The organism is Streptomyces sp. NBC_01439 (assembly GCF_036227605.1).
Classification (GTDB): Bacteria; Actinomycetota; Actinomycetes; order Streptomycetales; family Streptomycetaceae; genus Streptomyces.
Genome location: NZ_CP109487.1, coordinates 3649762 through 3674185 on the forward strand (window position 1 = coordinate 3649762; position 24424 = coordinate 3674185).

Below are 24424 nucleotides of genomic sequence, written 5' to 3' on the forward strand. Positions count from 1 at the left end.
ACGCGGCCCGGGCTCACTCGATGGTCTGGCGGCCCTCCGGGCGGGCGCTGCACGAGCTGCGGAAGGAGCAGTGGTCGCAGTGGCGGCCCGCGGCGGGTGCGAACCGCTCGTCCAGGACCCGGCCCGCGGCGGTGGCCAGCAGGTCGCCGACCCACTCCCCGTCGAGCGGCTGCTGGGCCTGCACCTTGGGCACCGCGTCGCCGCCCTCGCGGACCGCGGCGCCCTGGCGGAGCTGGACCAGCTCGGCGCCGCCGGGCGCGGGGCGCAGGCCGTCGAAGGCCTCGTCGACGGCGCCCTCGCGCACGGCGAGCTGGTAGACGGCGAGCTGGGGGTGGCGGGCGACCTCGTCCTTGGTGGGCGCCGACTTGCCGGTCTTGAAGTCGACGACGTACGCACGCCCCTGCGGGTCCGATTCGACCCGGTCCATGGAGCCCCGGATGCGGACGGCGACCTCACCGGCTTCGAGCGTGACGTCGAACTCGTGCTCCGTGGCCACGGCCGCGCGGCCGCCGCGGTCGGTGGTGTGCCAGCGCAGGAAGCGTTCCAGGGCGGCGCGGGCGTTGTCCTTCTCCTGGCGGGACTTCCAGGGGGCGTCGAAGGCGAGGGCGTCCCACACCGAGTCGAGGCGCTCCATGAGGACGGCGAGGTCGGCGGGGGTGCGGCCGGAGGCGACCTCGTCGGCGAGGACGTGGACGACGTTGCCGAAGCCCTGGGCGGCGGTGGAGGGGGTGTCGGCCTTGACCTCGCGGCCGAGGAACCACTGGAGGGAGCAGGTGTTGGCGAGCTGCTCCAGGGCGCTGCCGGACAGGGCGACGGGCCGGTCCCGGTCGCGGAGGGGGACGCTGCTGCGGGTGGGCTCGTACAGGCCCCACCAGCGCTGCGGGTGCGCGGCGGGGACCAACGGGCGGTCCTCGTCGTCGGTGAGCGCGGCAAGGCGGGCGAGGCGGCGGGCGGCCGCGTCGCGCAGGGCGGGCGAGGCGGCGGGGTCGACGGTGGTGGCGCGCAGCTCGGCGACGAGCGCGGCGACGGCGAGGGGGCGGCGGGGGCGGGCGGTGACGTCCCGCGGGGGGACGCCGAGCTCGGTGAGGAAGCGGGAGGGCTGGTCGCCGTCGTCGGCGGGGGCCTTGACGGCGGTGACGACGAGGCGGTCGCGGGCGCGGGTGGCGGCGACGTAGAAGAGCCGGCGCTCCTCGGCGAGCAGGGCGCCGGGGGTGAGGGGCTCGGCGAGGCCGTCGCGGCCGATGCGGTCGGCCTCCAGGAGGGAACCGCGGCGGCGAAGGTCGGGCCACAAGCCCTCTTGGACGCTCGCGACGACGACGAGGGACCACTCCAGTCCCTTGGAGCGGTGCGCGGTCATCAGCCGGACGGCGTCGGAGCGGGTGGCGCGGGCCGTCAACGTGTCGGCGGCGATGTCCTCCGCCTCCAGTTGTTCGAGGAAGTTGAGCGCGCCGCGGCCTCCGGTGCGTTCCTCGGCACGGGCGGCGGTGTCGAAGAGGGCGCAGACCGCGTCGAGGTCGCGGTCGGCGTTGCGGCCGGCCGGGCCGCCGCGGCGGGCGCTGCGCTCCAGCCGCTGCGGCCAGGGCGTGCCGTCCCAGAGGACCCACAGGGCCTCCTCGGCGGTGCCGCCGCCCTGGAGCAGTTCGCGGGCCTTGCGCAGGAGCAGGCCGAGGCGCTGGGCGCCGCGGGCGTAGGCGGGGTCGTGGGCGGTGAGCCGCTCGGGCTCGGCGAGGGCGCGGGCGAGGAGTACGTCGGAGGGCGCGGGCACCTTGACGCCGGCGGCGCGCTCCTCTTCGCGCAGGGCGCGGCCGAGCCGTCGCAGGTCGGCGGCGTCCATCCCGCCGAGGGGCGAGGCGAGCAGCGTGAGGGCGGCCTCGACGGTGACGCCTCCGGCGGGGTCGGCGGGACCCACGGAGCTCCGCCCCGGGCCCGCTTCGACGGCGTCGGGCTGGTCCTGCAGAGCGGACGGCGACGCGTCGGCGGAGCCGGTCGGGGCTTCGGGGCTCCGCCCCGGGTCGGACCCGACGGCGTCGGACACGCCGGACACGCCGGACACGCCGGGGTCGCCGGGGTCGCCGGGGCTCCGCCCCGAGCCCGCTTCGACGGCGTCGGGCTCGCCTTCGGCAGGTGGGGCTTCCCGCCCACCCGCCCCGAAGGCCCGAGAGAGCTCGCCGACGCGCCCGCCCGGGCCCAGCTCGACCGCGTCGGCCCCTTCCTGCGGAGCGGACGGGACGGCCGGTGCCGGGTCCGCGGAGCCGGTCGGGGCTTCGGGGCTCCGCCCCGGGTCGGACCCGACGGCGTGGGACACGCCGGGGTCCGCGGCCTGCCCCGGGCCCGCTTCGACGGCGTCGGACACGGCGGGGCTCTGCCCCAAGCCGGGCTCGGCCGCGGCGGGCTCGGCTTCCGGGAGGTCCGCGCCCGGTTCGGCCTCGGTGGCCGAGACGCGCAGGGCCGTCAGGAGGGGGGCGACCGCCGGTTCGTGGCGCAGGGGCGTGTCCGCGCCGTCCGTCTCGACCGGCACTCCCGCCGAGATCAGGGCGCGGCGCATGGCCGGGAGGGTGCGACCTCCCGCGCGGACCAGGACGGCCATGTCCTGCCAGGGCACCCCGTCCTCCAGGTGGGCCCGCCGCAGGACGTCGGCGATGTTGTCCAGTTCGGCGCCCGCCGTCGGGTACGTGAACACCTCCACCCGCCCGCCCTCCCGCACCGGTGCGAGGTTCCGGTGGGCGCGGACCGCCTCGGCCGGCAGTCGCGGGACCGGCATCCGGGTGGTGAGCAGCCGGGTGGCCGCCAGGAGGGCCGCGCCGGAGCGGCGGCCGACGGTGAGGGCCTTGACCTGCGCGCCGGGGAAGGCCGACCCGAAGTCCAGGACGTTGTTGATGTCGGCGCCGCGGAAGGCGTAGATCGACTGGTCGGGATCGCCGAAGGCGACCAGCGTGCCGCCCGGGCCGGTGAGGGCGCGCAGCAGCCGCAGCTGCGAAGCGTCCGTGTCCTGGTACTCGTCGACGAAGATCGCGTCGTAGGCGGAGGCGAGGGACGGCGTGCGTTCCGCGAGGAGCACCGCCCGGTGCAGGAGTTCCGCGTAGTCCAGCGTGCCCTGCATGTCGAGGACGTCGAGGTACTCGGAGAGGAAGGCCGCCGCCGCCTTCCAGTCCGGGCGGCCGATGCGGTCGGCGAACGAGGAGAGGGCCTGCGGCCCGAGGCCCAGCTCGCGGGCACGGGCGAGCACCGCCCGGACCTCGTCGGCGAACCCGCGCGTGGTCAGCGCGGCGCGCAGGTCGTCCGGCCAGCGGATGGAGCGGATCCGGCGCTGGCCCTCGAGGAGGGTACGGACCATCACGTCCTGCTCGGGGCCGGACAGCAGCCGCAGCGGGTCGGCGAAGAGGTCGGTGTCCTGGTGGGCGCGGACCAGTCCGTAGCAGAAGGAGTGGAAGGTGGTGGCCTGCGGGGCGCGCGCGCCGCCGAGCCGCAGGGCGGCCCGGTCGCGCAGTTCCACCGCCGCCTTGCGGCTGAAGGTGAGGATGAGGATCCGGGCGGGGTCGGCGCCCGCTTCCACCCGGGCGGTGACGGCTTCGACCAGCGTGGTCGTCTTTCCGGTGCCCGGTCCGGCGAGGACCAGCAGCGGTCCGCCGGCGTGGTCAACCACCGCGCGCTGTGCTGCGTCCAGCACAGGAGGATCCACCCGTTCCGGCCCGGTGCGCACGAGGCGGTACGCATCGGGGGTCCGCGTACGCCGCCGTTCGGTGCGGTCCGAGGAAGAGGTGATCACGTGGGGTGCCGGTCCTGGTGGGTCTGCGGGGTGTGGCGGTGCTGCCGTGACGGCTCGCGCGGAAGCCACCGCGGAAGCCGAAGTGGCAACGCTACGGCAACCCGCCGACGCCGCGCAGTCCCCCGGGGTACCCCGGACGGGCGTTCGGGCCGTCGCCCGATCGCCCGTCCGGGCCCCGCATGGCCGAAGCTGTCAGGTGTGAGCCTCGTCGCGCGCGCCGTCCTGTCCCCCATCCTGTCCGGGGGACCCGTCCCAGCGCGCCCGGCGCATGTCCAGCCGCGGCTCGCCGCCCGCCGTCAGGCGCAACGGGGTGGCCTCGGTCCGGTAGTGCTCCAGGGCGCGCACCTCGTGGCCGGGCAGCGGCAGGCCGTCCGCCCGCACCACGCGCCACCAGGGAACGGCTCCCCCGTACAGGGCCATGACACGCCCGACCTGGCGCGGTCCTCCCTCGCCGAGCCACTCGGCGACGTCCCCGTACGTCATCACCCGGCCGGGCGGAATACGCTCGGCCACCTCCAGTACGCGCTCCGCGTACGCGGGCAGCTCCTCACTCATTCAGCACATGGTGCAGTACGTCGGCCGCGCTCCGGCGGAAGTCTCGCTTCCGCACCGGCGCGCACCCTGATGCCCCGCTGGCCCGTCGGTCCGTGCCACCATCTTCCGGGCGGTGACTGGTGATACGTGATCAAGAAGAGACGGACGTGACGACGAAGGAGCAGGGTGTGAGCCCTCCGGACGGCGCGGCGACCGACGACGGCGCACGCCCTGACGACGGCCGCTCCGCCCGCCCCGACCCCGTCCCGGAGCCCCGTCCGGAGCCCCCGCGCCCCGGCGGCCGGACCGACCGCACGGGCGGAGCCGAGACGGCCGGGGCCGAGGGCGCCGAAGCCGGGGCCGGAGCGCCCGCGGCCAAGGCTGCCGAAGCCGGGGCCGGGGCCGTCGGGCCGGGGGCCGGCGCCAGCGCCACCGCCGAGGGCCCGCACGGTCACGCCGCCACGGACGCCGACCGGGTCGAGGTCGACGAACCGCTGCTCGCCGCCCGCGTGCACCGGCCGTCCGACCTCGTACGCCTGCTCGTCGGCATCCTCGGCATCGCCGTCCTCCTCGGCATCGCCGCCTTCGCCCACGGCACCACCGTGGGCCTGGAGGAGGACATCAGCAAGGGCACCGGCCAGGCGCCCGACCTGCTGATCAAGGTCGCCGCGCTGGTGTCCAGCATCGCGGTGCTGCTGCTGCCCGTCGCCTTCGCCATCGAGCGGCTGATCAAACGCGACGGGCTGCGCATCGCCGACGGCGTGCTCGCGGCCGTCCTCGCGCACGGCGTCACCCTCGCCACCGACCTGTGGGTCTCGCAAGCCGCCCCCGACACCATCCAGGACGCCCTCACCCGCCCCGCGGCCGGCGGGACCCTGACCGACCCGGTCCACGGCTACCTCGCGCCCGTCATCGCGTACATGACCGCGGTCGGGATGACCCGTAGACCCCACTGGCGGGTCGCCCTGTGGGTGGTCCTGCTCCTCAACGCCCTGGCCATGCTGGTCAACGGGTACACCACCCCCTTCTCGATCATCCTCACCGTGCTGATCGGCTGGAGCGTCGCCTACGGCACCCTGTACGCCGTCGGTTCGCCCAACGTGCGCCCCACCGGACAGCACCTCCTCGCCGGACTGCGCCGGGTCGGCTTCCAGCCGGTCAGCGCGATGCGCGCCGAGATGCCCGAGGGCCCCGAGCCCTCCGAGGCCAACGACCGCGGTCGCCGGTACCACGTGACCCTGGAGGACGGGCCACCGCTCGACGTCACGATCGTCGACCGCGAGCAGCAGGCCCACGGCTTCTTCTACCGGGTCTGGCGCCGGCTCACCCTGCGCGGCATCACCACGGGGCGCAGCCTGCAGTCGCTGCGCCAGGCGCTGGAGCAGGAGGCGCTCCTCGCGTACGCGGCCATCGCGGCGGGGGCGAACGCGCCGAAGCTGATCGCCACCTCCGAGCTCGGTCCGGACGCGGTGATGCTCGTGTATGAGCACCTGGACGTCCGGGCCCTCGACGCGCTCCCCGACGAGGAGATCACCGACGAGCTGATCCACCACACGTGGGAGCAGGTACGGGCCCTCCAGTCGCGGCGGATCGCACATCGACGGCTGACCGGGGACGCCCTTGTGGTGGATCGTTCCGGCAACGTCATCCTGACCGACCTGCGCGGCGGCGAGATCGCCGCGGGTGATCTGGTCCTGCGGATGGACATCGCCCAGCTGCTGACCACGATCGGCCTGCGGGTCGGCGCCGAGCGCGCGGTGGCCTCGGCCGTGTCGGTGCTCGGCCCGGACGCGGTGGCGGACTGTCTGCCGCTGCTCCAGCCGATCGCGCTGAGCCGTTCCACCCGGGCGACGCTGCGCAAGCTGGCCCGGGAGCGGGCGGAGCGGCAGCGGGAGGCCGTGCTGGAGTCCTCGCGGGCGGCGAAGGCGGCGCGCGACGCGGAGTCCGAGGCCTCCGAGACCCCGGTCTCCGCATCGGCCGCGGCCGACCGCAAGGCCGAGAAGAAGGCCCTGGAAGATGCGCTGGACGGGGCCCGCGAGGAGGATCTGCTGACCCAGATCCGCCACCAGGTGCTGCTGATCCGGCCACAGGCCCCGGTGGAGCCGGCCCGGCTGGAGCGGATCCGGCCGCGCACGCTGGTCTCGTTCATCGCGGGCGCGTTCGGCGCGTACTTCCTGCTCACGCAGCTCGCCCACGTGGACTTCGCGACGATCATCGGCCAGGCGCAGTGGGGCTGGGTCGGGGCGGCGCTCGCCTTCTCGGCGCTGACGTACTTCGCGGCGGCCATGAGCCTGCTGGGCTTCGTCCCGGAGCGGGTGTCCTTCCTGCGGACCGTGGTCGCACAGGTGGCCGGGTCGTTCGTGAAGCTGGTCGCCCCGGCGGCCGTCGGCGGTGTCGCGCTCAACACGCGGTTCCTGCAGCGGGCGGGGGTCCGGCCGGGGCTGGCGGTCGCGAGCGTGGGCGCCTCCCAGCTGTTCGGGCTGGCCAGCCACATCGTGCTGCTGCTGTCCTTCGGCTATCTGACCGGGACCGAGAAGACGCCGGAGATGACCCCGTCCCGGGCCGTCATCGCGGGCTTGCTGACGGTGGCCGTGCTGGTGCTGGTGGTGACGGCGGTCCCGTTCCTGCGGAAGTTCGTGGTGACGCGGGTACGGGCGCTGTTCGCGGGCGTGGTGCCGCGCATGCTGGACGTGCTCCAGCGGCCGAAGAAGCTGCTGACCGGCATCGGCGGGATGCTGCTGCTGACGGGCTGCTTCGTGATGTGCCTGGACGCGTCCATCCGCGCGTTCGGGGGCGGCGAGGCCATCAGCTACGCGAGCATCGCGGTGGTGTTCCTGGCGGGCAACGCGCTGGGGTCGGCGGCTCCGACGCCGGGCGGCATGGGCGCGGTGGAGACCACGCTGACCCTCGGGCTGATCGCGGCGGGCCTGGAGAAGGAAGTCGCGATCTCCGCGGTGCTGCTGTTCCGTCTGATGACCTTCTGGCTGCCGGTGCTGCCGGGGTGGATCTCGTTCAACTTCCTGACCCGCAAGGAAGCCATCTAGCCTCCGGCCCGGTCGGCGGATCCGGCTGGGCGCTGAACTGCCCCGGCACCTGGGAGGAACCGGTTCCGCTCGGCGGCGGCCGCTACCTGTACGTGGAGGCGCGCGGGGTCGTGGTGGTGGAGGAGAACGCCGCGGCGCTCGCCGACTGGCCCCGGGGCGCCACCGACGCCTCGTCCTGGGCGTCGGCCGAGGACGCCCCGTGGTTCCGTCCGGGCACGCGCGGCTCCGGTCCGCTCACCGCGGCCGGGCTCGCCCGGACCTTCGGCGACGCGTGGGTCACCCGTGTCCCCGGCGACGAGCTCCCGGACTCGCTGGAGCACCCGGGCACCCGGGAGTTCCTGAGCGGGGTGGGGCTGCCGCGCCACTGGGCCGCGGGCGTCAGCTCGTTCGAGGTCGCCCCGGAGTTGCTGCGGCCGCTGACCGCGCAGGCACCGGAGGCCGGCGACGACGCCCTCCTGCACCTCGGGACCTTCGACTTCGGGTACACCGACCCGGGCCTGGTGGGCGTCCACCGCGTCACCGGAGCGGTGCACATGTACCAGGAGTCCGTCATCCCGCTGGCCCGGGACGTGGCGACCTTCGTCGGACTCCTCGACGGCGTGCGCCGGTACATGGGCGCCTGCTGGTCCTCGTACCCGGCCGAGGACGGCATCGGGGACTTCGGCGAGGCGATGGAGGCCCTGAATCCCGGGGCGCTGGCCAACGGCTCGCCCGCGGCCGAGACCTGGGAGCACCTGTTCGCCGCGATCACCGAGCTGAGCGTGTACGGCTACTGAGGGGAGGGCGGGCAGGCGGGCGGGCACGACCCCCGTTCGGGTCAGCGCACGGGCGGGGTCGCCGCGGGGCCCACAGGATGGGGACATGCCGACACACGCCTGGCGGGTCACCGCCGCCGCCACGCTCGCCGCCGGGCTGCTCGCCACGGCCGCCTGTTCCTCGGACGGCGACGGGAAGAAGGCCACGGCCGACGGCTCCCCCGAGGTCAAGCCCCTGAAATGGGGCGACTGCGAGGCCCCGACCGCCGCCCAGGGCGGTGGTCAGGCCCCGCCCAAGGACTGGCAGTGCGCCACCCTCGACGTGCCGCTCGACTACGCGAAGCCCGAGGGCGAGACGATCCCGATCGCCCTGATCCGGGCCAAGGCCCGGGACCAGAAGAACCGATTGGGCTCCCTGGTCTTCAACTTCGGCGGCCCCGGCGGCTCGGGCATCAGTACGCTGCCGGGCGCCGCGAAGGAGTACGAGGCCCTGCGCGCCCGGTACGACCTGGTGAGCTTCGACCCTCGCGGGGTGGGCGGCAGCGACCCGGTCCTGTGCGAGAACGACAAGCAGTTGGACCAGTACTTCAGCGAGGACTCCTCCCCCGAGACCCCGGAGGAGGAGAAGGCCTTCCTCGAGAACATCCGCACGTACCAGGAGGCCTGCGAGAAGAACTCCGCCGCGATGCTCCCCCGCGTCGGCACCGAGAACGCCGCCCGCGACCTGGACCGCATCCGCCAGGCCCTCGGCGACGAGAAGCTGAACTACTTCGGCATCTCCTACGGCACGGAGCTCGGCGGGGTCTACGCCCACCTCTTCCCCAAGAACGTCGGCCGGGCCGTCTTCGACGCCGTCGTGGACCCCACCAAGACCGCCGAACAGAGCGCCCTGGGCCAGGCCAAGGGCTTCCAGCTCGCGCTCGGCAACTTCGCCCAGGACTGCGTGGACCGCGGCGACGAGTGCCGGCTCCGGGGCAGCACGCCCAAGGAGATCGAGGCCGACATCATCAAGCTGCAGAAGGCGCTGGCCGCCAAGCCCATCCCGGGCATCGGGGACCGGATGCTCACCGAGAGCCAGGCGACCAACGGCATCGCGCAGGCCCTGTACTCGAAGGAGCTCTGGCCGCTGCTGGAACAGGGTCTCGACGAAGCGGAGGGCGGTCAGGGGCAGTTGCTGATGGCCCTGTCCGATGCGCTCAACGGCCGTGACCAGCAGGGGCGTTACAGCAACATCGGTGCGGCCAACACCGCGATCAACTGTGTGGACGACAAGGAGCGCTACACCCTGGAGCAGACGAAGGCCAAGCTGGCGGAGTTCCGTGCCGCCTCGCCGGTCTTCGGGGACCTCCTCGGCTGGGGCATGTTGACCTGCACCGGCTGGCCGGTCCCCGGCACCTGGGAGACCCCCGACGTCTCGGCGCCGGGCTCCGACCCGATCCTGGTGATCGGCAACACCGGCGACCCGGCCACCCCGTACGAGGGCGCCCGCAAGATGGTGGAGCGGCTCGGCCCGGGCGTGGGCGTGGAGCTCACCTACAAGGGCGAGGGGCACGGCGCGTACAACAGCGGCGACCCGTGCGTGCAGAAGGCGGTCAACGGCTACCTGCTGGACGGGAAGGCGCCGGCCGGGGGCACCGTCTGCACCGCGGCCCCCGACCCGACGCCGCCGCCCGGGGTGCCGGAGTCGTCGGCCGCCTGATCCGGTCCGCGGGACGAACGCCGAAGGGGCCGTACCCCGATCCCGGGATACGGCCCCTTCGGACCGTGGCTCTAGTAGACCGGCTTCTCGGGCTCGATCTGGTGGACCCAGCCGATCACGCCGCCACCGACGTGCACCGCGTCCGCGAAGCCCGCGGACTTCAGGACCGCGAGGACTTCCGCACTGCGGACACCCGTCTTGCAGTGCAGGACGATGCGCTTGTCCTGCGGCAGGTCCTGGAGGGCGGTGCCCATCAGGAACTCGCCCTTGGGGATCAGCTTCGCGCCGGGGATCGAGACGATCTCGTACTCGTTGACCTCGCGGACGTCGATGATCTCGATGGGCTCGTCGGTGTCGATCCACTCCTTGAGCTGCTTGGGAGTGATCGTCGAACCGGCGGCCGCCTCCTGGGCCTCCTCCGACACGACGCCGCAGAAGGCCTCGTAGTCGATGAGCTCGGTGACGGTCGCGTTCGGACCGCAGACCGCGCAGTCGGGGTCCTTGCGGACCTTGACCTGGCGGTACTGCATCTCCAGGGCGTCGTAGATCATCAGGCGGCCGACCAGCGGCTCGCCGACACCCGTGAGGACCTTGATGGCCTCGGTGACCTGGATCGACCCGATGGACGCGCAGAGCACGCCCAGCACGCCGCCCTCGGCGCAGCTCGGGACCATGCCCGGCGGCGGGGGCTCCGGGTAGAGGCAGCGGTAGCAGGGGCCGTGCTCGGACCAGAAGACCGAGGCCTGGCCGTCGAAGCGGTAGATCGAGCCCCACACGTACGGCTTGTTGAGCAGCACGCAGGCGTCGTTCACCAGGTAGCGCGTGGCGAAGTTGTCCGTGCCGTCGACGATGAGGTCGTACTGGCTGAAGATCTCCATCACGTTCTCGGCTTCGAGCCGCTCTTCGTGAAGGACCACGTTCACGTACGGGTTGATGCCCAGCACGCTGTCGCGGGCCGACTCGGCCTTGGACCGGCCGATGTCCGCCTGGCTGTGGATGATCTGGCGCTGAAGGTTCGACTCGTCGACCTCGTCGAACTCCACGATGCCCAGCGTGCCGACGCCGGCCGCGGCCAGGTACATGAGGGCGGGCGATCCGAGACCGCCGGCACCCACGGCCAGCACCTTGGCGTTCTTCAGGCGCTTCTGGCCGTCCATCCCGACGTCCGGGATAATCAGGTGCCGCGAATACCGACGGACCTCGTCAACGGTGAGCTCAGCTGCTGGCTCGACCAGCGGTGGCAGCGACACGGGCACTCCGAAGATGGGAGCATCCCCGCAGGTGCAGGGTGCAAACTGATGGTTGTTCTCCCAGTAACACTGCCACGCCCGTCTTCATTCCAAGACACCTGTCCCGATCCTTGAGACGATTTCGTCCCAGTAAGCGGGCATTGAGGCCCAGGGGTCGCTGCCGCGCGTCCCGAGCCGGTCGGTGAACCAGATCGTGCCCGCCCCCTGCCAGCGGGCGATCCTCATCGCCTCTTCCAGATGCGCCCGCGGCACCCCGTGGACGAGGTGGCAGAAGCGCTCCGCAGGATGGTCCGCGGTCCACTCGGCCACCTGCGACCAGCGGTAGTCGGACCAGGCCCCGGAGAAGGTGACCAGCTGGTCGGCGGCCTCCGCGTAGCCCTCGTACGGGTGCGTGCCGTGCCCGAGCACGATCCACAGGTCCTCACCGAGGCCCCGCAGGGTATCCACGACCCGGCTCACCGAGGCGAACTCCGCCTTGCCGGCCGGGGTTCCGGCCAGGTAGAAGCCGCCGACCCCGTACCAGTCGCGGAAACGGTGGGCATCGGAGACCAGCTCCCCGAAGGACCGCGCCCCGTCTCGCACCGCGAGATGGCCGAGGATCATGCCGCCCGCGCGGCGCAGCTTCGCGGCCGCTTCCGTGCAGTGCGGATCGGGCCGCCCGCCCGGGCCGTCCGCCACGTTCAGCACGGCCCAGTGCAGCGGGGTACCGGGGCGGGTCAGCTCGGCCCACTCGACGGGGGCGAGCAGCGGGTGCGCGTAGCCGGGGATGCCGAGACCGAGGCGGCCGGCCCCGGTCGCGGCGGCGGTCATGGCCCCCGGCGGCGTCGTCAGATGCGGCACGCCGCCTCCATCCAGATGTCCGCGAGGGATTCCTCCAGGTTGATCCGGGGCCGCCAGCCGAGCCGGTCGCGTGCGGTACGGACGTCCGCCTGCTGCCAGGCCCCGCAGCCGTCCGGGTACGGGTACGGCTGGGGGGCCGCGACGGCCATCTGCTCGGTGGTGGCCTCGGAGCGGGGCGAACCGATGGCGGAGAGGCCGGCCGGGCGGCCGGGGTGCCCGTGCCCCTGCTGGGGTCCGCCGTGCGGGACGTCCAGCTCGTGCAGGGCGCCCCCGTACCCGGCGACCCGGGCGAGGACCGAGGCCGCGTCGCGCAGCCGGACCGCGCGGCCGGTGCCGATGTTGACCACGCCCTGGGCGGCGGACAGCGAGGCGGCGTGCACGGCCCGCGCCACGTCGCGTACGTCCACGAAGTCGCGTTGCACGCCGAGTCCGCTGAGCTTCAGCTCGCCGTCGCCCGCCTGCATCGCGCGGCGCATGGCCTCGGCGAGGCGGCCGAGCGGGGATCCGGCGGGGGTACCGGGTCCGACGGGCGAGAAGATCCGCAGGACGACGGCGTCGAGTCCGGAGCCCAGGACCAGCTCGGTGGCGGCCAGTTTGCTCACGCCGTACGGCCCACCGGGTCTCGGCACGGCGTCCTCCGCCGTGGACGATCCGGGCTGGCTGGGCCCGTACTCGGCGGCGCAGCCGAGCTGCACCAGCCGGGCCCCGCAGCCGCTGCGGCGCAGCGACTCGCAGATCGTCGCGACGGCGACGGTGTTGTGCCGGGTGAGTTCCCGGGCCCCGCCCCGGGTCGCTCCGGCGCAGTTGATGACGACGCCCGGGTGGACGGCGTCGAGGAAGCGGGTGAGCGCGCCGGGGCTGCCGGTGGCGAGGTCGAAGCGGACGTCGGCGTCGTCGCCGCGGCCGAGCGCGGTGAGCTGGACGGCGGGGTCGGCGAGCAGCCGGTCGGCCACGTAGCGGCCGAGGTATCCGTTGGCTCCGATCAGCAGCACCCTCATCGCGTGACCCCTTGGTTGGTTGGCTGGCCGGTCATGTCTGTGTCTCCTTGCGGACGGATGGACGGATGGGTGGGGCGGGGTACGGGCAAAGCGCCTCGGCGTCGGCTCCGAAGGTCTGGGGACGTCCCGGGGACGTCAGGTCCGCGCGTGCGCGGAGGCGCGGGCCAGGGCGAGCACGGCGTGTACGAGGAGTCCGGCCACGGCGGCGAGCGCCGCCGCCGGGACGGGGACCAGGGCGAGGGCGAGGGCCGCGCCGACGGGCCCGCGGGGGGCTCCGTGCCGCAGCAGGAGCCGGGTCAGGAAGAGCAGCAGTGCGAGGGGAACGGCCACCGGAAGCGGCGTTCCGGCGAGCACGGCGGCCGCGGCGGCGGCCCCGGTGAACAGGGCGACGGCCGCCAGCAGCAGCGGACGCGCCCGGTCCGCGAAGTCCTCCAGGGCCCGGCTCCCGTCGAGCCGGGCCCGCGCCCCGGCGGCGAAGGCGACGGCGACCAGGTGCGCGGGGACGACGGCCAGCGCGAGGCCGACGGCGAGGGCGGTGCCGTGCCGGTACACGGCCCAGCCGGCCACGGCCGCGGCCAACACGTGCGCCGCGTAGGGGAACCGGCGCCCGGCGGCCCGCCCCGGCCACACCAGGGCGGTGGCGACGGCGACCACGGCGGCGGCCCCGGCCCACGCCTGCCCGGCGGCGGCCGCGGCGCAGGCGAGGGCGGCCGGCAGCAGCGCGTAGCCGACGCCGCGGAACGCGGCGGGGCCGGCCGGGACCGGAGCGGGCGCGGCGGGGGCGACCTCCTCGTGGGGGCTGCGCGCGTACAACTCTTCGGCGAGCGAGAAGACGTCCCGGTGCCGGAACCGTGCGGCGGTCCGGTCGGTGATGCCGTGGGCCTCCAGCCCGGCGGCGATCTCCAGCGGGTCCACGGCGCGCTCGCACAGCTCCCGGTGCCGGTGCAGCAGGGCCTTGACGGGATCCCCGGCGGCCCTGCGCCGAGCCGGCCCGGCGGCCAGTCCGCCGCCCCGGCCGCCGGGCCCCTCCCTTCCGGCTTCGTCATGGCCACTCCCAGCCTCGGCGGCGTTTGAGGCGCGGGGGTCCGGGGGCAGCGCGCCCGGCAACGGCGCCGCGCCGGACCGTGCACCGGAGGACGGCACCGCACCTGCGGCACCGCTGCCAGGGCTCCGCCCCGGACCCCGCGCCTCAAACGCCGGCGAGGCTGCATGTGCCGGGGCTGGAGGTAACGCTGGCGAGGGCGCATATGACGGGGCCGCCGCGATCTGGGGGTCGATGGTGGTCATACGACGGCCTCCGGGGACGGGTCCGGGGCGGGAGCCCACGTCGGGCTGGTCCAGTGGCCGGGCACCCGGGCCTCCGGGGGCCGGGCGAAGGGGATCCCGCCGTCCGGCCGCGCGGAGCCCTTGGCCAGCAACCGCAGGTAGATCTCCTGGAAGGCGGCCACGTTCTGTTCGACGGTGAAGAGCTCCAGGGCCCGCGCCCGGCCGGCGGCGCCGAGCCGCTGCGCCCGCTCGGGGTCCTGCAGCAGCGACAGACAGGCTTCGGCGAGCGCCCGCGGATTGCGGGGCGGGACGACGAGCCCGGTGCCCCCGATGACCTCGCGGACCGCACCCACGTCGGTGGAGACGGTGGCGCGCCCGCAGAGCATCGCCTCGGCGAGGGTGACCGGGAAGCCCTCGATCACGGAGGACAGGACGACGACGCGCCCGGCGCCGTACGCCTCGGCCGTGGTGGGGACTTCGGGTCCGCCGATCTCCTCGAAGGTGACCGGGTTCTCCCCGGCCGTGACCGAGTCGGCGGCCTCGTCGGGGAAGAGCTGGGCGGCCAGGGAGCGGCAGTCTGCGAGGTAGCCGGGGACCGTGGCCGTGGCGAAGATCCGCAGCCGGGTGCCGGGCGCGGCCCGGCGGACCTCGGCGAAGGCGTGCAGCAGGGCGATGAGGTCCTTGGCGGGCTCCATCCGCCCGACCCACACCAGGGTGTCGGGGTCCCCGGGGTCAGCGGCCTCGCCGACGGTGGCGAATCGGTCCGCCTCCATCCCGGGATAGACGGTCCGCAGCCGTTCCCGGGTGGCCCCGCAGCGCTCCTGCCAGCGCCGGGCGTGCACGTTCCCGGGGGTCAAGAAGTCGGCCCGGGTGTAGATCTCGGTGGCCAGCCGCAGTTGGAAGGCCGCGAGCAGGGCCCTCACGGCGGGGCGGGTCTCCGGCTCGCCACGGGTGTCGAGCCGCGCCAGGTAGTGGGCCCGGAGCTGGACGCCGTACTCGGTGACCAGCAGCGGGACCCCGAAGAAGCGTTTGGCCAGGAGTCCGGGGAGGGCGGCCACGCCGCCCGCGGCCGCGTGGCAGATGTCGGCCTCGCCGAGACCGTCCGGCTCCCCGTACCAGTCGAGGGACAACGGCCGGAGCATGACCTCCAGTTCGTCCACGAACTCCAGCAGGTCGGCCACCTGGGCGGCCCGTACGGTGCGTGCGGCGCCCGGCGCCCGGCAGGCGGACTCCAGGGTCCGCACCGCGGACTCGGAGCGCAGGGCCGCGTACATCCCGCCCTGTTCGCGGGCGAGTCCGGCGAGCCCGTACAGTCCGGTCTCGAAGGGCTGCTCCGCACCGGCGCAGATCCCGTGGACCAGCTGCTCGAAGCAGTCCACGAACCGCCGGCGCTCCCGCCGGGAGTGGGTCCGCCCGTCGTCGGCGGGGGCCCACAGGGGGGCCGTCCGGACCCGGGTGACGTGCTCGGGCAGTGGCACACGGGCGCGTTCCTGCTCGGCGCTGCGGCTCAGTGCGTAGACCTCGAACTCGTGCTGCGGGAGCCCGCGCACGAGCCGGTCGCACCACAGCCTCGCCTCTCCCGTCGCATACGGATAACCACCTTCGGTGAGCAGTCCGATCCGCACGAGTCGCACCCCCGATCTCCCGTTCAGGCGGTCGCCGTTCGGTCGGGCGACCCGCTGCGGGAGAACTCAAGCGGATATGCCGAAGGCGCGACGGACGGTTGTCCGTCGCGCCACCGGAAGGGGTGAAGAGTCGTAACTTTCCCGTACGGTTCGCGTTCGAGCACGCTAGAAGTACGGTCTCGGAACCGGACCGCTCCCGAGACGGCCGACACCCGATACCCGGCACCCGACTACGCGAAGACCTCCTGCCGGGTCCTGCGGCGGCCGGCCGCCAGCGCGGGGGCCAGGGCCGGTACGGCGGCCAGCAGCTGCCGGGTGTAGGGATGGGCCGGGCGGTCGTAGACCTCGTCCACCGGGCCCTCCTCGACGATCTCCCCGGCCCGCATGACGGCCACCCGGTCGCTGACCTGTCGGACCACCGCCAGGTCGTGCGCGATGAAGACCAGCGCGATGCCCAGCTCCCGCTGGAGCTCCGCCAACAGGGCGGTGACCTGCGCCTGGGTGGTCACGTCGAGGGCGGAGACCGGCTCGTCGCAGACGATCAGCCGGGGCCGGGGCGCGAGCGCCCGCGCGATGCCCACCCGCTGGCGCTGACCGCCGCTGAACTCGTGCGGGTAGCGGTCGTAGTGCTCGGCCTCCAGCCCGACGCGCAGCAGCAGCTCCGCCACCCGGGCCCGGACGGCCGCCTCGTCCCGCTCACCGGCCGCGCGCAGCGGGTCGGCGATGGACTCGCCGACGGAACGGCGCGGGTTGAGGGAGGACACGGGGTCCTGGAAGACCATCTGCACACCGCTCGCAATGCCGGTGACCGGGGCGCCGTCCCGGTGCACCTGCCCGGAGCCGGGCTCCAGCAGTCCGACGAGCATCCGCCCGAGCGTGCTCTTGCCGGAGCCGCTCTCGCCGACGATCCCGAGGGTCTCCCCGGCGTGCACGGCGAGGGACACCCCGGCGACGGCGGCGACCTTGCGCCGGCCCCGCCCGAACTCCCGCCGCAGTGAGAAGGCCTCGACGACGGGCGGCACGTCCGCCGATTCCGGCCCAGCCGGGGTTCGAGGCGCGGGGTCCGGGGCGGAGCCCCGGGAAGGGCGCGGCCCGTCCAGCCTGGGCACCGCCGCCAGCAAGGCCTTGGTGTACGGCTCCGCCGGTGCGGCCAGCACGGAAGCCGCCGGGCCCCGCTCGACGGCGTGGCCACCCCGCATGACCAGCACCTCGTCCACGCTCTCCGCCGCCACCCCCACGTCGTGGGTGACCAGCAGCAGCCCGAGCCCGCGCTCCTCGCGCAGCCCGTGCAGCAGGTCGAGGATCTGGGCCTGGACGGTGACGTCCAGCGCGGTGGTCGGTTCGTCGGCGATCAGCAGCCGCGGCTCGCAGGCCAACGCCATGGCGATGAGGGCCCGTTGCCGCATGCCGCCGCTGAACTCGTGCGGTCGCGCGCGGGAGCGGCGCACCGCGTCCGGGATGCCCACCCGGTCGAGCACCTCGACGGCGCGGGCCCGGGCGGCCCGCCGGGAGACGTCCGCATGGATCCGGTGGACCTCGGCGATCTGGTCGCCGATGGCGTAGTACGGGTCCAGCGAGCTCAGCGGGTCCTGGAAGACCATGGCGGCCGTCCCGCCGCGCAGCCGGCGCAGTTCGGCCGCCGGGGCCGTGCCCACGTCCGTGCCGCCCACCCGGACGGTGCCGCCGAGGCGGGCGCCCGTACCGCGGTGCAGTCCCAGCAGGGCCGCGGCGACGGTGGACTTGCCGCTGCCCGACTCTCCCACGATGCCCAGGGCCCGACCCGCCTCCAAGGTGAAGGAGATCCCGTCCACGGCCCGTACGTGTTCCCCCGCCCCGCCGACGGGGAAGTCGACGACGAGGTCGGTGACCTCCACCAGTGAGTGCGTCATGCGAGGGTCACCCTTCGGTCCGCGGCGGCGTACAGGAGGTCGGCGACCGCGCCCGCGAGGACCACGGCCGTGCCGATCGCGAGGACGACGCCGACGACGACGGGCAGGTCCACGACCCGTACGCCGTCGATCAGGGTCTTGCCGAGGCCGGAGATCCCGAACAGCGACTCCGTCAGCACGGCCCCGCCGATCATCGTGCCGAAGTCCACGGCGCTGAGCGCGATCACGGGGGCCACGGCGCCGCGCACCGCGTGCCGCGTGACCACGGCCCGCTCCCCCACCCCGTAGGCGCGGAAGGTCCGGATGTGGTCCTCGGCCAACGTCTCCAGGGTCGAACTGCGCGTGAGGCGGGCGTACTTGGCGCTCTCGAAGAAGCCGAGGGTGATCCACGGCAGGAGCAGGTTCCAGGCCCACTGCTCGGGGTCCTCGGTCAGCGGCACGTACGTCGGGAACGGCAGCCACTGGAGGTGGGCGCAGACGATCATGAGCAGCAGCAGCCCCAGGATGAAGACGGGGGTGCCGGTTCCGGCGAGGGTCAGGACGGTCAGGGCCCGCTCGGTGATTCCGCCGCGGCGCAGCGCGGACAGCAGTCCGGTGCCGACGCCGACCACCAGCCAGATCACCAGCGCGCCCAGCGCCAGCGACAGGGTGGCGGGCAGCCGGTCCAGGATCAGCGCGGTGACCTGCTGGTCGTTCTGATAGGAGAAGCCCAGGCAGGGCGCGTCGCAGTGCAGGACCAGTCCGGCGCCACCGGAGTAGTCCCGGCCGGCCAGCAGCCCCTGGAGGAAGTGCAGGTACTGGGTGGGGGCGGACTCGTTCAGCCCGAGCTGCTGGCGGACCTGGGCGATCTGCGCCGGGTTGCAGCGCTCGCCGCAGGCCAGGCGGGCCGGGTCGCCGGGGGCGAGGTAGAAGAGGGCGTAGACGATCACGGACAGGGTGAGCAGCACGAGCACTGCGCCGCCCGTCCGTTTGAGCACGAAGAGGGTCACGTCGTGCGCTCCTTTCTGGTGCCGACCCGCAGGCGGGAGCCTTCGCGCGGGTCGATGGCCGTGCGGACGGCGTCGCCCAGCACGGTGGAGGCGAGCACGGTGACGAAGAGCAGCCCGGCGGGGAGCAGGACGTAGGCCGGATCGGCGCGGAACCAGGTCTGCGCGCTCGAGAGCATCTGCCCCCAGGAGGGCGTGGGCGGCTTGACGCCGACGCCGAGGAAGGACAGCGAGGCTTCGGCCACGATGGCGGTGGGCACCTTGATCGCGGCGTAGGTGATGACGGGCGCGGCCAGCGAGGGCAGCAGTTCGCGGCGGGCGATGGCGAACGTGCCCCGGCCCGAGAGGCGGGCGGCGTCGACGAAGTCGAGCCCGCGCAGGGCGAGGGCCTGGGCGCGGACCATCCGGGCGGTGCCGCCCCAGTCGAGCAGTCCGATGACGAGGATCAGCAGCAGCGGCCGCGGGAAATCGGGCGGGACGACGGCGGTGAGGGCGATGCCGATCACCAGCATCGGCAGCGCGATCATCACGTCGGTGAACCAGCCGATGAGCTGGCCCGCGAACCGGCCGCCGAGCGCGGCGGCGAGTCCGACGCCCACGCCGACGAGCGTTTGCACGACGACGGCGCCCAGGGCGACGAGCAGCGAGATCCGCGCCCCGTACAGCAGCCGGGTCAGCAGGTCTCGGCCGGTGCCCGGCTCGACGCCGAGCCAGTGGTCGGCGGAGATCCCGCCGAAGGAGCCGAGCGGTACCCCGCCGCGCGCGGAGTCCACGAGGTCGTCGTGGTACGCGTTCGGGTCCTGGCCGGTGAGTTGGGCGACCAGCGGTGCGGCGAGGGCGAGGAGGACGAGCAGGGCGATGACCGCGGCGGCCGCGAGGGCCGCGGGCCGGCGGCGCAGGCGCCGCCAGACGTGGCGCGCGGGGCCCGCGGCCGGGGCGGAGGCCCCGGACGCGGGCGCGGGCGCGGGCGCGGGCGCGGGCGCGGGCGCGGGCGCGGGCGCGGGCGCGGGCGCGGGCGCGGGCGCGGGCGCGGGCGCCGGCTGCTGCGGCGCCGACCGCTTCGGGGCGACGCTCACTTGACGGAGACCTGCGAGACGTCGAGGACGCCGGTCCAGTCGCTGATCACGACGTTCTTGACGTCCTTGCCGACGATCCGCTTGTAGACCGGGTGGAAGAGCGGCACGTCCAGGGCCTGCTCGCCGATCTTCTTGTCGAGTGCGCCCCAGCGCTTGCCGGCCGCCGCGAGGTCGGTCAACTTGGCGATCTCGTCGATCTCGGCGTTCACGGCCGGGTCGTTCAGCTGCGCGTGGTTGTAGTTGGAGCCGTTGGTCACGATCTGCCGGCCGTCGAAGATCGGCGCGAGGAAGGGGGCGCCGGAGGGCCAGTCCGCGCCCCAGCGGGAGAGGAAGAAGCCGGGGGTGTTCTTGACGTCCCAGCGCTTCTCGTTGAAGGCGTTGTTCTCCAGGCCCTCCAGCTTGACCGTGATCCCGGCGGCGGCGAGGGCCTGCTGCACGGCGGTGGCCACCTCGGGGCTGGTCTGTCGGTTCTGCGCGGTGGAGTGGGTCAGGGTGACGGTGATGCCGTCGGGGAAGCCCGCCTCCGCCAGCAGCTGCTTGGCCTTGGCCGGGTCGCCGGTCTTGCCCGCCGGGAAGTGGTCGTACGGGGTGAAGCCGAAGGCCTCGCGCTCGGGCAGGAAGGTGGTGGCCGGTTCGGCGAGGGCGGATCCGCCGGCGGCGTTGATCACGCTGGTGCGGTTGATCGCGTGGGAGATGGCCTGGCGCACCTTCGGGTTGTCGAAGGGGGCCACCTTCGGGTTGAAGGCCAGGTAGTTGACGTAGCCGAAGTGGCCGGTGCCGACGCGGCCCGCGAGGTCGTTCTTGTCGGCGGAGTCGCCGATCTGGGCGAGCTCGGCGGGTCCCAGGTTGGTGTCGGTGGTGACGGCGGCGGCGTCGGGGCCGGAGCTGGTGGTCAGGCGCTGGTTGATGACCGCGGCGTCCAGACCGGAGCGGACGTCGATCTTGTCCGGGTAGGCCTTGCGCTCCTCGTCGGTCTTCTCGTCCCAGTGCTCGTTGCGCTCCAGGGTGAGGTGTTCGCCGTCGTTGTCGTTCTTGACGACCTTGTACGGGCCGGAGGAGACGGGGTGCTCCTCGTACTTGACCCCGGTGTCCTTGGCCTTGGGAACGGGCGCGAACTGCGTCTGCGTGGCGACGAAGGGGAACTCGCCCTCGGGCTTGCGGAGTTTGAAGACGATCGTCTTCGGGTCGGGCACGACGATCGAGTCGAGCCCCTTGCCGCCGTCCTTGTACGGGCCCTCGTACGTCTCCCCGCCGACCAGCCAGTCCCGCAGGTACGGGGCGCCGCCCGACAGTTCGGCGGCGAAGGACCGCTCGATGCCGTACTTGATGTCGGCGCTGGTGATCGGGGAGCCGTCCTCGTACTTCAGCCCGTCCTTGAGCGTGTACGTCCACTCGGTGGCGTCGGCGTTGGGCCTTCCGGTGTCGGTGGCCAGGTCGGGCACGACCTTGGTGCCGGCCGCGCCGTCCTCGCGGTTGCGGGTGGTCAGCGTGCGGAAGACCAGCGAGGGAACGTTTCCGCCACCCGAGGTGTAGAGCCGGGCCGGGTCGAAGTCGCTCTGCGGCTCGGAGTTGAGGACGGTCAGGGTGCCGCCCTTCTGCGGGGCGCCCGCGGCGCCCGGCTTGTCGCCCGAACCGGCCTTGCCCGCAGCGTCCTCGGGGCCGCAGGCCACGGCGCCCCCGGCCAGGACGAGGCTGACGGTGACGGCGGCCACACGGCGCGCTATGAGATGACGGTCGGGTCCGGCGGAAGACATGGGTGTGTTGACCTCTCGGCGTGAAGGAAGGGCTGAAGGGCCACGCGAGGGGCAGCGGTCGACAGCGGTGCCGGAGGGGCACCGGAGCATGAGGAAGCCGCGCCTGCGGGCATGGGCACGCCCGGGCGCGGCGAAGGAACTCGAAGAGGGTCGCAGCGCTTGCGGGCCGGGGGCACCTCCCGGGCCGCAAGGCCCAGGGGGAGTCAGCGACAGAAGATGTCGGCCACGCTGTGCGCGGTCACACCAAGCAGCGCCAGCTCAATGGCGGCGCTCGCGGTCATGGTGTGGTCGTGCGACATGCGGAGAACGATTGCCGATGATCGGACGGATTGTCAACGCGGATCCCCGCCCGGCACCGGGCGGGGTCGTGCCCGTCGGTCAACCCTCGGGGAAGACCCAGGGGTTGGGCTTGCACTGGATGCCGTCGATGTTGAGGGACTTGGTCTGCTGCTGCATGATCGGCGCGAGCGCGCCGGGTGTGCGGCAGTTCACGTGGTCGCGTCCGAGCCGGTGCCCGACCTCGTGGTTGATGAGCATCTGCCGGTAGATGAACATCTGGTCCGGTCCGTAGGTCGCGGAGCCCTGCGCCCAGCGGAACGCGTTGATCATCACCCGCTCGGTGCGCGCGGAGTCACAGGAGACGTTGTCGACGGTGATGTCCAGGTCGGACTTGTCGCACCAGAACCCGGTGGTCCCGGGACTGGCCAGGGTGATCACGAAGTCCGCCTGGCCACCCGGTACCCGCTCGAAGGTCCGCTCGCCGTTGTGGGACCAACTGCGCGGGTCGTTGAGGGTGCGGTGGACGGCCTCGGCGAAGAGCTGCGCGTCCATGCCCAGGCCCTGTTCGACGTCGACCCGGTAGCGCACGAGCTTGCCCTTGCCGGGGGCCTTGGCCACACCGGGCACGGTGTCGAAGGTGCCGGGTCCGGCGAGTTTCGGGTCGATCGGCAGTTGTTGGGCCATCTTCTGCTCGAAGGTCAACTCGGGCGCGGCGGCGGACGGTGCCGCGGGCGCGGCCCCCGCCGGGGGCTTCGCGCGGTCGTCCGAGCGGGAGGCGGCCGCGTCGGTCCGGCTGCCGTCGGAAGCGGCCTGCGCGCCCCTCTTGGCATCGTCCCCGGCGGAGTTCATCTGACCGGCGACGACGACGGCGAGGACGGTCGTGACGGCCACGGCGGCCACGCCGGTGTACGTACGGACCTTCCGGCTGCGGCTCGAGCCGGGCGGCTCCGGGGCGGGATCCACCGGGTCCACGGCATCGAACGGGTCCACGGGATCGACCGGATCCGCCGCGGCCGCGGCAGGCCCGGGGCCGACGGGAGCGACCGGGTCCACCGGCCTGCGCGGCCCGGGCACCCGGCGGTGCGAGCCGGTGGAGGTGAAGAGGTCGGTGTCGGGGTCGGAGTCGAATGCGCCCGGCGGCGCCAGGGTGACCTGGGGGAAGCCCACCGCGGGGGTGCCGAAGGCCGGGGTGCCGGAATCCAGGTGGGCAGCGGGTGCCGCCGCGGCCGGTGCGGTGTCGGAGTCGGAGTCGGAGTCGTCGTGCGGGCGCCGCACCCCGCGCCAGTCCCCGTACACGGAATCGGGGCGGGCCCCCCAGGCGCCGCCGGACTCGTACTGCTGGGGGTGGCTGCCGGTCCGCACGTCGTCGAAGGTCCGGTCCTGGGACGCGTACCCCTGGTGGGTGACGGTCGGTTCGGGCCGGTATTCGGCGGGCGGTTCCTCGTAGGGCGGCGCCTCCGGCTGCGGCCGGACGGGTGCCGCAGCGGCGGCCGGAGCCGGAGCCGGGGCAGGGCCCTTGCGACTATGTCGTCCCATGGTCCTCAGCCTCTGCCGTCTTCGATATTTCGGTCACCCTCGCCCGTTCCGGTGTCACTCAGCAGCTCGCGGAAGGCGGCGGCCACCGCCTCGGGGTACTCCATCATCGCCACGTGTCCGGCCTCGGGCATGCACAGCAGCCGCGAACCGCGGAAGGCCGCGGCGGCCTTGTGCGCCATGCGGTACGAGACCAGCTGGTCCCGGCCACCGTAGACCAACAGCGAGGGCGCGAGGACCCGTTGCGCCTGCCGCCACAATCCGTGCTGGCCACCGAGGGTATAGGCGTCGACGATGCCGCGCGAGGAGCGCGTCATCGCCTCCCAGAAGTACGGCAGGGCCATCCGCCGCTCCATCTCCTCCACGGCGTTGCGGAATCCCTCGGGTGTCACCCGGGAGGGGTCTCCGTAACAGAGCTCCGTCACCCCGCGGGTGCGCTGCTCTGCGCTGAGCCCCTGCGTCAGCCGGCCGAAGAGCGCGGCCACCCCGGGCACGGCGAGCAGCGCGGTCGGCACGGCCGACTTCTGCACGCGCAGCTCGGGCAGGGCGGGCGAGACCAGGGTCAGGGTGCGCACCAGGTCGGGCCGGACGGCCGCGACGCGGGTGGAGACGGCGCCGCCGAGGGAGTTCCCGAACAGGTGGACCGGGCCGCGCCCGGCGGCGTCGAGGTGTCGGATGACGGCGCGGGCGAAGGCGGTGACGGAGTAGTCCCGGTCGGCGGGTGGTGGGGACCAGCCGAAGCCCGGCAGGTCGACGGCCTCGCCGTCGACGGTGTCGGCCAGCCGCACCATCAGATCCGACCAGTTCTGCGAAGAACCGCCGAGTCCGTGGACGAACAGGGCGGGCGGCAGCCCCGTGCGCAGGGGCGGGCGGAACCGGACGGCCAGTTCCAGGCCGGGCAGCACGGCGGTGCGCAGCTGCTCCCCTTCGGCCACCCGAGCGGCTCCCGCCTGGGAGGACGGCTCGGCGGTGGACCGCACGCCCGGCAGCTCGGTCGAAGACATGCGGGCAATGTTACGAGACGATCACGCTCCTCTTCCTGTGTTCGCCGTCACAGACACGGGCCGGATCCATATAGCGGTGCCTCCGCGATCCTCCTAGGCTCGTAAGTGAGCACAAGGAAGCGAGGG

17 protein-coding genes are annotated in these 24424 nt (G+C 73.9%); 3 read left to right on the forward strand and 14 right to left on the reverse strand.

The features are described from left to right. Nucleotides 1-13: 13 nt before the first annotated feature. Nucleotides 14-3700 carry a UvrD-helicase domain-containing protein gene (locus OG207_RS15790; protein WP_443072867.1) on the reverse strand — a complete coding sequence of 1229 codons (3687 nt, stop codon included), beginning with the start codon at nucleotides 3698-3700 and terminating at the stop codon, nucleotides 14-16. 258 nt (nucleotides 3701-3958) lie between these two features. Continuing rightward, nucleotides 3959-4321 (reverse strand): MGMT family protein, encoded by a 363-nt coding sequence (locus OG207_RS15795; RefSeq protein WP_329099165.1) that lies wholly within the window; start codon nucleotides 4319-4321, stop codon nucleotides 3959-3961. A gap of 119 nt (nucleotides 4322-4440) precedes the next feature. Between OG207_RS15795 and OG207_RS15800 the strand changes: the two genes are divergently transcribed. The 3 genes from OG207_RS15800 to OG207_RS15810 all read left to right on the forward strand — a co-directional run bounded on the left by OG207_RS15800 (nucleotide 4441) and on the right by OG207_RS15810 (nucleotide 9798). Beyond that, a complete protein-coding gene (locus OG207_RS15800; protein WP_329099166.1) occupies nucleotides 4441-7344 on the forward strand; it encodes a lysylphosphatidylglycerol synthase transmembrane domain-containing protein in 2904 nt (967 codons plus the stop codon). Beyond that, complete coding sequence (locus tag OG207_RS15805; protein ID WP_329099167.1) at nucleotides 7302-8120, forward strand: SUKH-4 family immunity protein; 819 nt, start codon at nucleotides 7302-7304, stop codon at nucleotides 8118-8120. The genes OG207_RS15800 and OG207_RS15805 overlap by 43 nt, the downstream gene beginning before the upstream one ends. Before the next feature lie 85 nt (nucleotides 8121-8205). Then, on the forward strand, nucleotides 8206-9798 hold the full coding sequence (locus tag OG207_RS15810; protein ID WP_329099168.1) for an alpha/beta hydrolase: 1593 nt from the start codon (nucleotides 8206-8208) through the stop codon (nucleotides 9796-9798). A 71-nt stretch (nucleotides 9799-9869) separates the two neighbouring features. On the opposite strand, the gene moeZ is transcribed toward OG207_RS15810, so the two are convergent. The 12 genes from moeZ to OG207_RS15870 all read right to left on the reverse strand — a co-directional run bounded on the left by moeZ (nucleotide 9870) and on the right by OG207_RS15870 (nucleotide 24298). Then, nucleotides 9870-11048, reverse strand: a complete 1179-nt coding sequence (gene moeZ, locus OG207_RS15815) for an adenylyltransferase/sulfurtransferase MoeZ (protein ID WP_150259112.1) — start codon at nucleotides 11046-11048, stop codon at nucleotides 9870-9872. An 84-nt stretch (nucleotides 11049-11132) separates the two neighbouring features. Continuing rightward, nucleotides 11133-11888 (reverse strand): spherulation-specific family 4 protein, encoded by a 756-nt coding sequence (locus OG207_RS15820; protein ID WP_329099169.1) that lies wholly within the window; start codon nucleotides 11886-11888, stop codon nucleotides 11133-11135. Continuing rightward, nucleotides 11876-12886: an NAD-dependent epimerase/dehydratase gene (locus tag OG207_RS15825; protein WP_329099170.1), complete on the reverse strand. Its 1011-nt coding sequence runs from the start codon at nucleotides 12884-12886 to the stop codon at nucleotides 11876-11878. Before OG207_RS15825 ends, OG207_RS15820 begins: the two co-directional genes overlap by 13 nt. Nucleotides 12887-13021: 135 nt before the next feature. Beyond that, entirely contained in the window at nucleotides 13022-14029 is a 1008-nt protein-coding gene (locus OG207_RS15830) for a hypothetical protein (RefSeq protein ID WP_329099171.1), read from the reverse strand. Between the two features lie 140 nt (nucleotides 14030-14169). Beyond that, the gene (gene pelF, locus OG207_RS15835; protein ID WP_329107661.1) at nucleotides 14170-15777 is read right to left on the reverse strand and encodes a GT4 family glycosyltransferase PelF; all 1608 of its coding nucleotides are present in this window, start codon (nucleotides 15775-15777) and stop codon (nucleotides 14170-14172) included. A 230-nt stretch (nucleotides 15778-16007) separates the two neighbouring features. Then, a complete protein-coding gene (locus tag OG207_RS15840; protein ID WP_329099172.1) occupies nucleotides 16008-17666 on the reverse strand; it encodes an ABC transporter ATP-binding protein in 1659 nt (552 codons plus the stop codon). Further along, nucleotides 17663-18655 (reverse strand): ABC transporter permease, encoded by a 993-nt coding sequence (locus tag OG207_RS15845; RefSeq protein ID WP_329099173.1) that lies wholly within the window; start codon nucleotides 18653-18655, stop codon nucleotides 17663-17665. Before OG207_RS15845 ends, OG207_RS15840 begins: the two co-directional genes overlap by 4 nt. Beyond that, nucleotides 18652-19728, reverse strand: coding sequence for an ABC transporter permease (locus tag OG207_RS15850; RefSeq protein WP_329099174.1), 1077 nt, complete (start codon nucleotides 19726-19728; stop codon nucleotides 18652-18654). Before OG207_RS15850 ends, OG207_RS15845 begins: the two co-directional genes overlap by 4 nt. Beyond that, nucleotides 19725-21482 carry an ABC transporter substrate-binding protein gene (locus tag OG207_RS15855; RefSeq protein WP_329099175.1) on the reverse strand — a complete coding sequence of 586 codons (1758 nt, stop codon included), beginning with the start codon at nucleotides 21480-21482 and terminating at the stop codon, nucleotides 19725-19727. Before OG207_RS15855 ends, OG207_RS15850 begins: the two co-directional genes overlap by 4 nt. Nucleotides 21483-21685: 203 nt before the next feature. Beyond that, nucleotides 21686-21781 (reverse strand): Ms4533A family Cys-rich leader peptide, encoded by a 96-nt coding sequence (locus tag OG207_RS15860; protein ID WP_329099176.1) that lies wholly within the window; start codon nucleotides 21779-21781, stop codon nucleotides 21686-21688. A 79-nt stretch (nucleotides 21782-21860) separates the two neighbouring features. Beyond that, nucleotides 21861-23297, reverse strand: a complete 1437-nt coding sequence (locus tag OG207_RS15865; RefSeq protein ID WP_329099177.1) for a DUF3152 domain-containing protein — start codon at nucleotides 23295-23297, stop codon at nucleotides 21861-21863. A gap of 5 nt (nucleotides 23298-23302) precedes the next feature. After that, complete coding sequence (locus tag OG207_RS15870; RefSeq protein ID WP_329099178.1) at nucleotides 23303-24298, reverse strand: alpha/beta fold hydrolase; 996 nt, start codon at nucleotides 24296-24298, stop codon at nucleotides 23303-23305. Nucleotides 24299-24424 lie beyond the last annotated feature (126 nt).

What these genes read in the sequence shown, in the direction of transcription:
- OG207_RS15795 (WP_329099165.1), bottom strand. Translation starts at nt 4,321, where the DNA reads ATGAGTGAGGAGCTGCCCGCGTACGCGGAGCGCGTACTGGAGGTGGCC.
- OG207_RS15810 (WP_329099168.1), top strand. Translation starts at nt 8,206, where the DNA reads ATGCCGACACACGCCTGGCGGGTCACCGCCGCCGCCACGCTCGCCGCC.
- OG207_RS15825 (WP_329099170.1), bottom strand. Translation starts at nt 12,886, where the DNA reads ATGAGGGTGCTGCTGATCGGAGCCAACGGATACCTCGGCCGCTACGTG.
- OG207_RS15840 (WP_329099172.1), bottom strand. Translation starts at nt 17,666, where the DNA reads ATGACGCACTCACTGGTGGAGGTCACCGACCTCGTCGTCGACTTCCCC.
- OG207_RS15855 (WP_329099175.1), bottom strand. Translation starts at nt 21,482, where the DNA reads ATGTCTTCCGCCGGACCCGACCGTCATCTCATAGCGCGCCGTGTGGCC.
- OG207_RS15860 (WP_329099176.1), bottom strand. Translation starts at nt 21,781, where the DNA reads ATGTCGCACGACCACACCATGACCGCGAGCGCCGCCATTGAGCTGGCG.
- OG207_RS15865 (WP_329099177.1), bottom strand. Translation starts at nt 23,297, where the DNA reads ATGGGACGACATAGTCGCAAGGGCCCTGCCCCGGCTCCGGCTCCGGCC.
- OG207_RS15870 (WP_329099178.1), bottom strand. Translation starts at nt 24,298, where the DNA reads ATGTCTTCGACCGAGCTGCCGGGCGTGCGGTCCACCGCCGAGCCGTCC.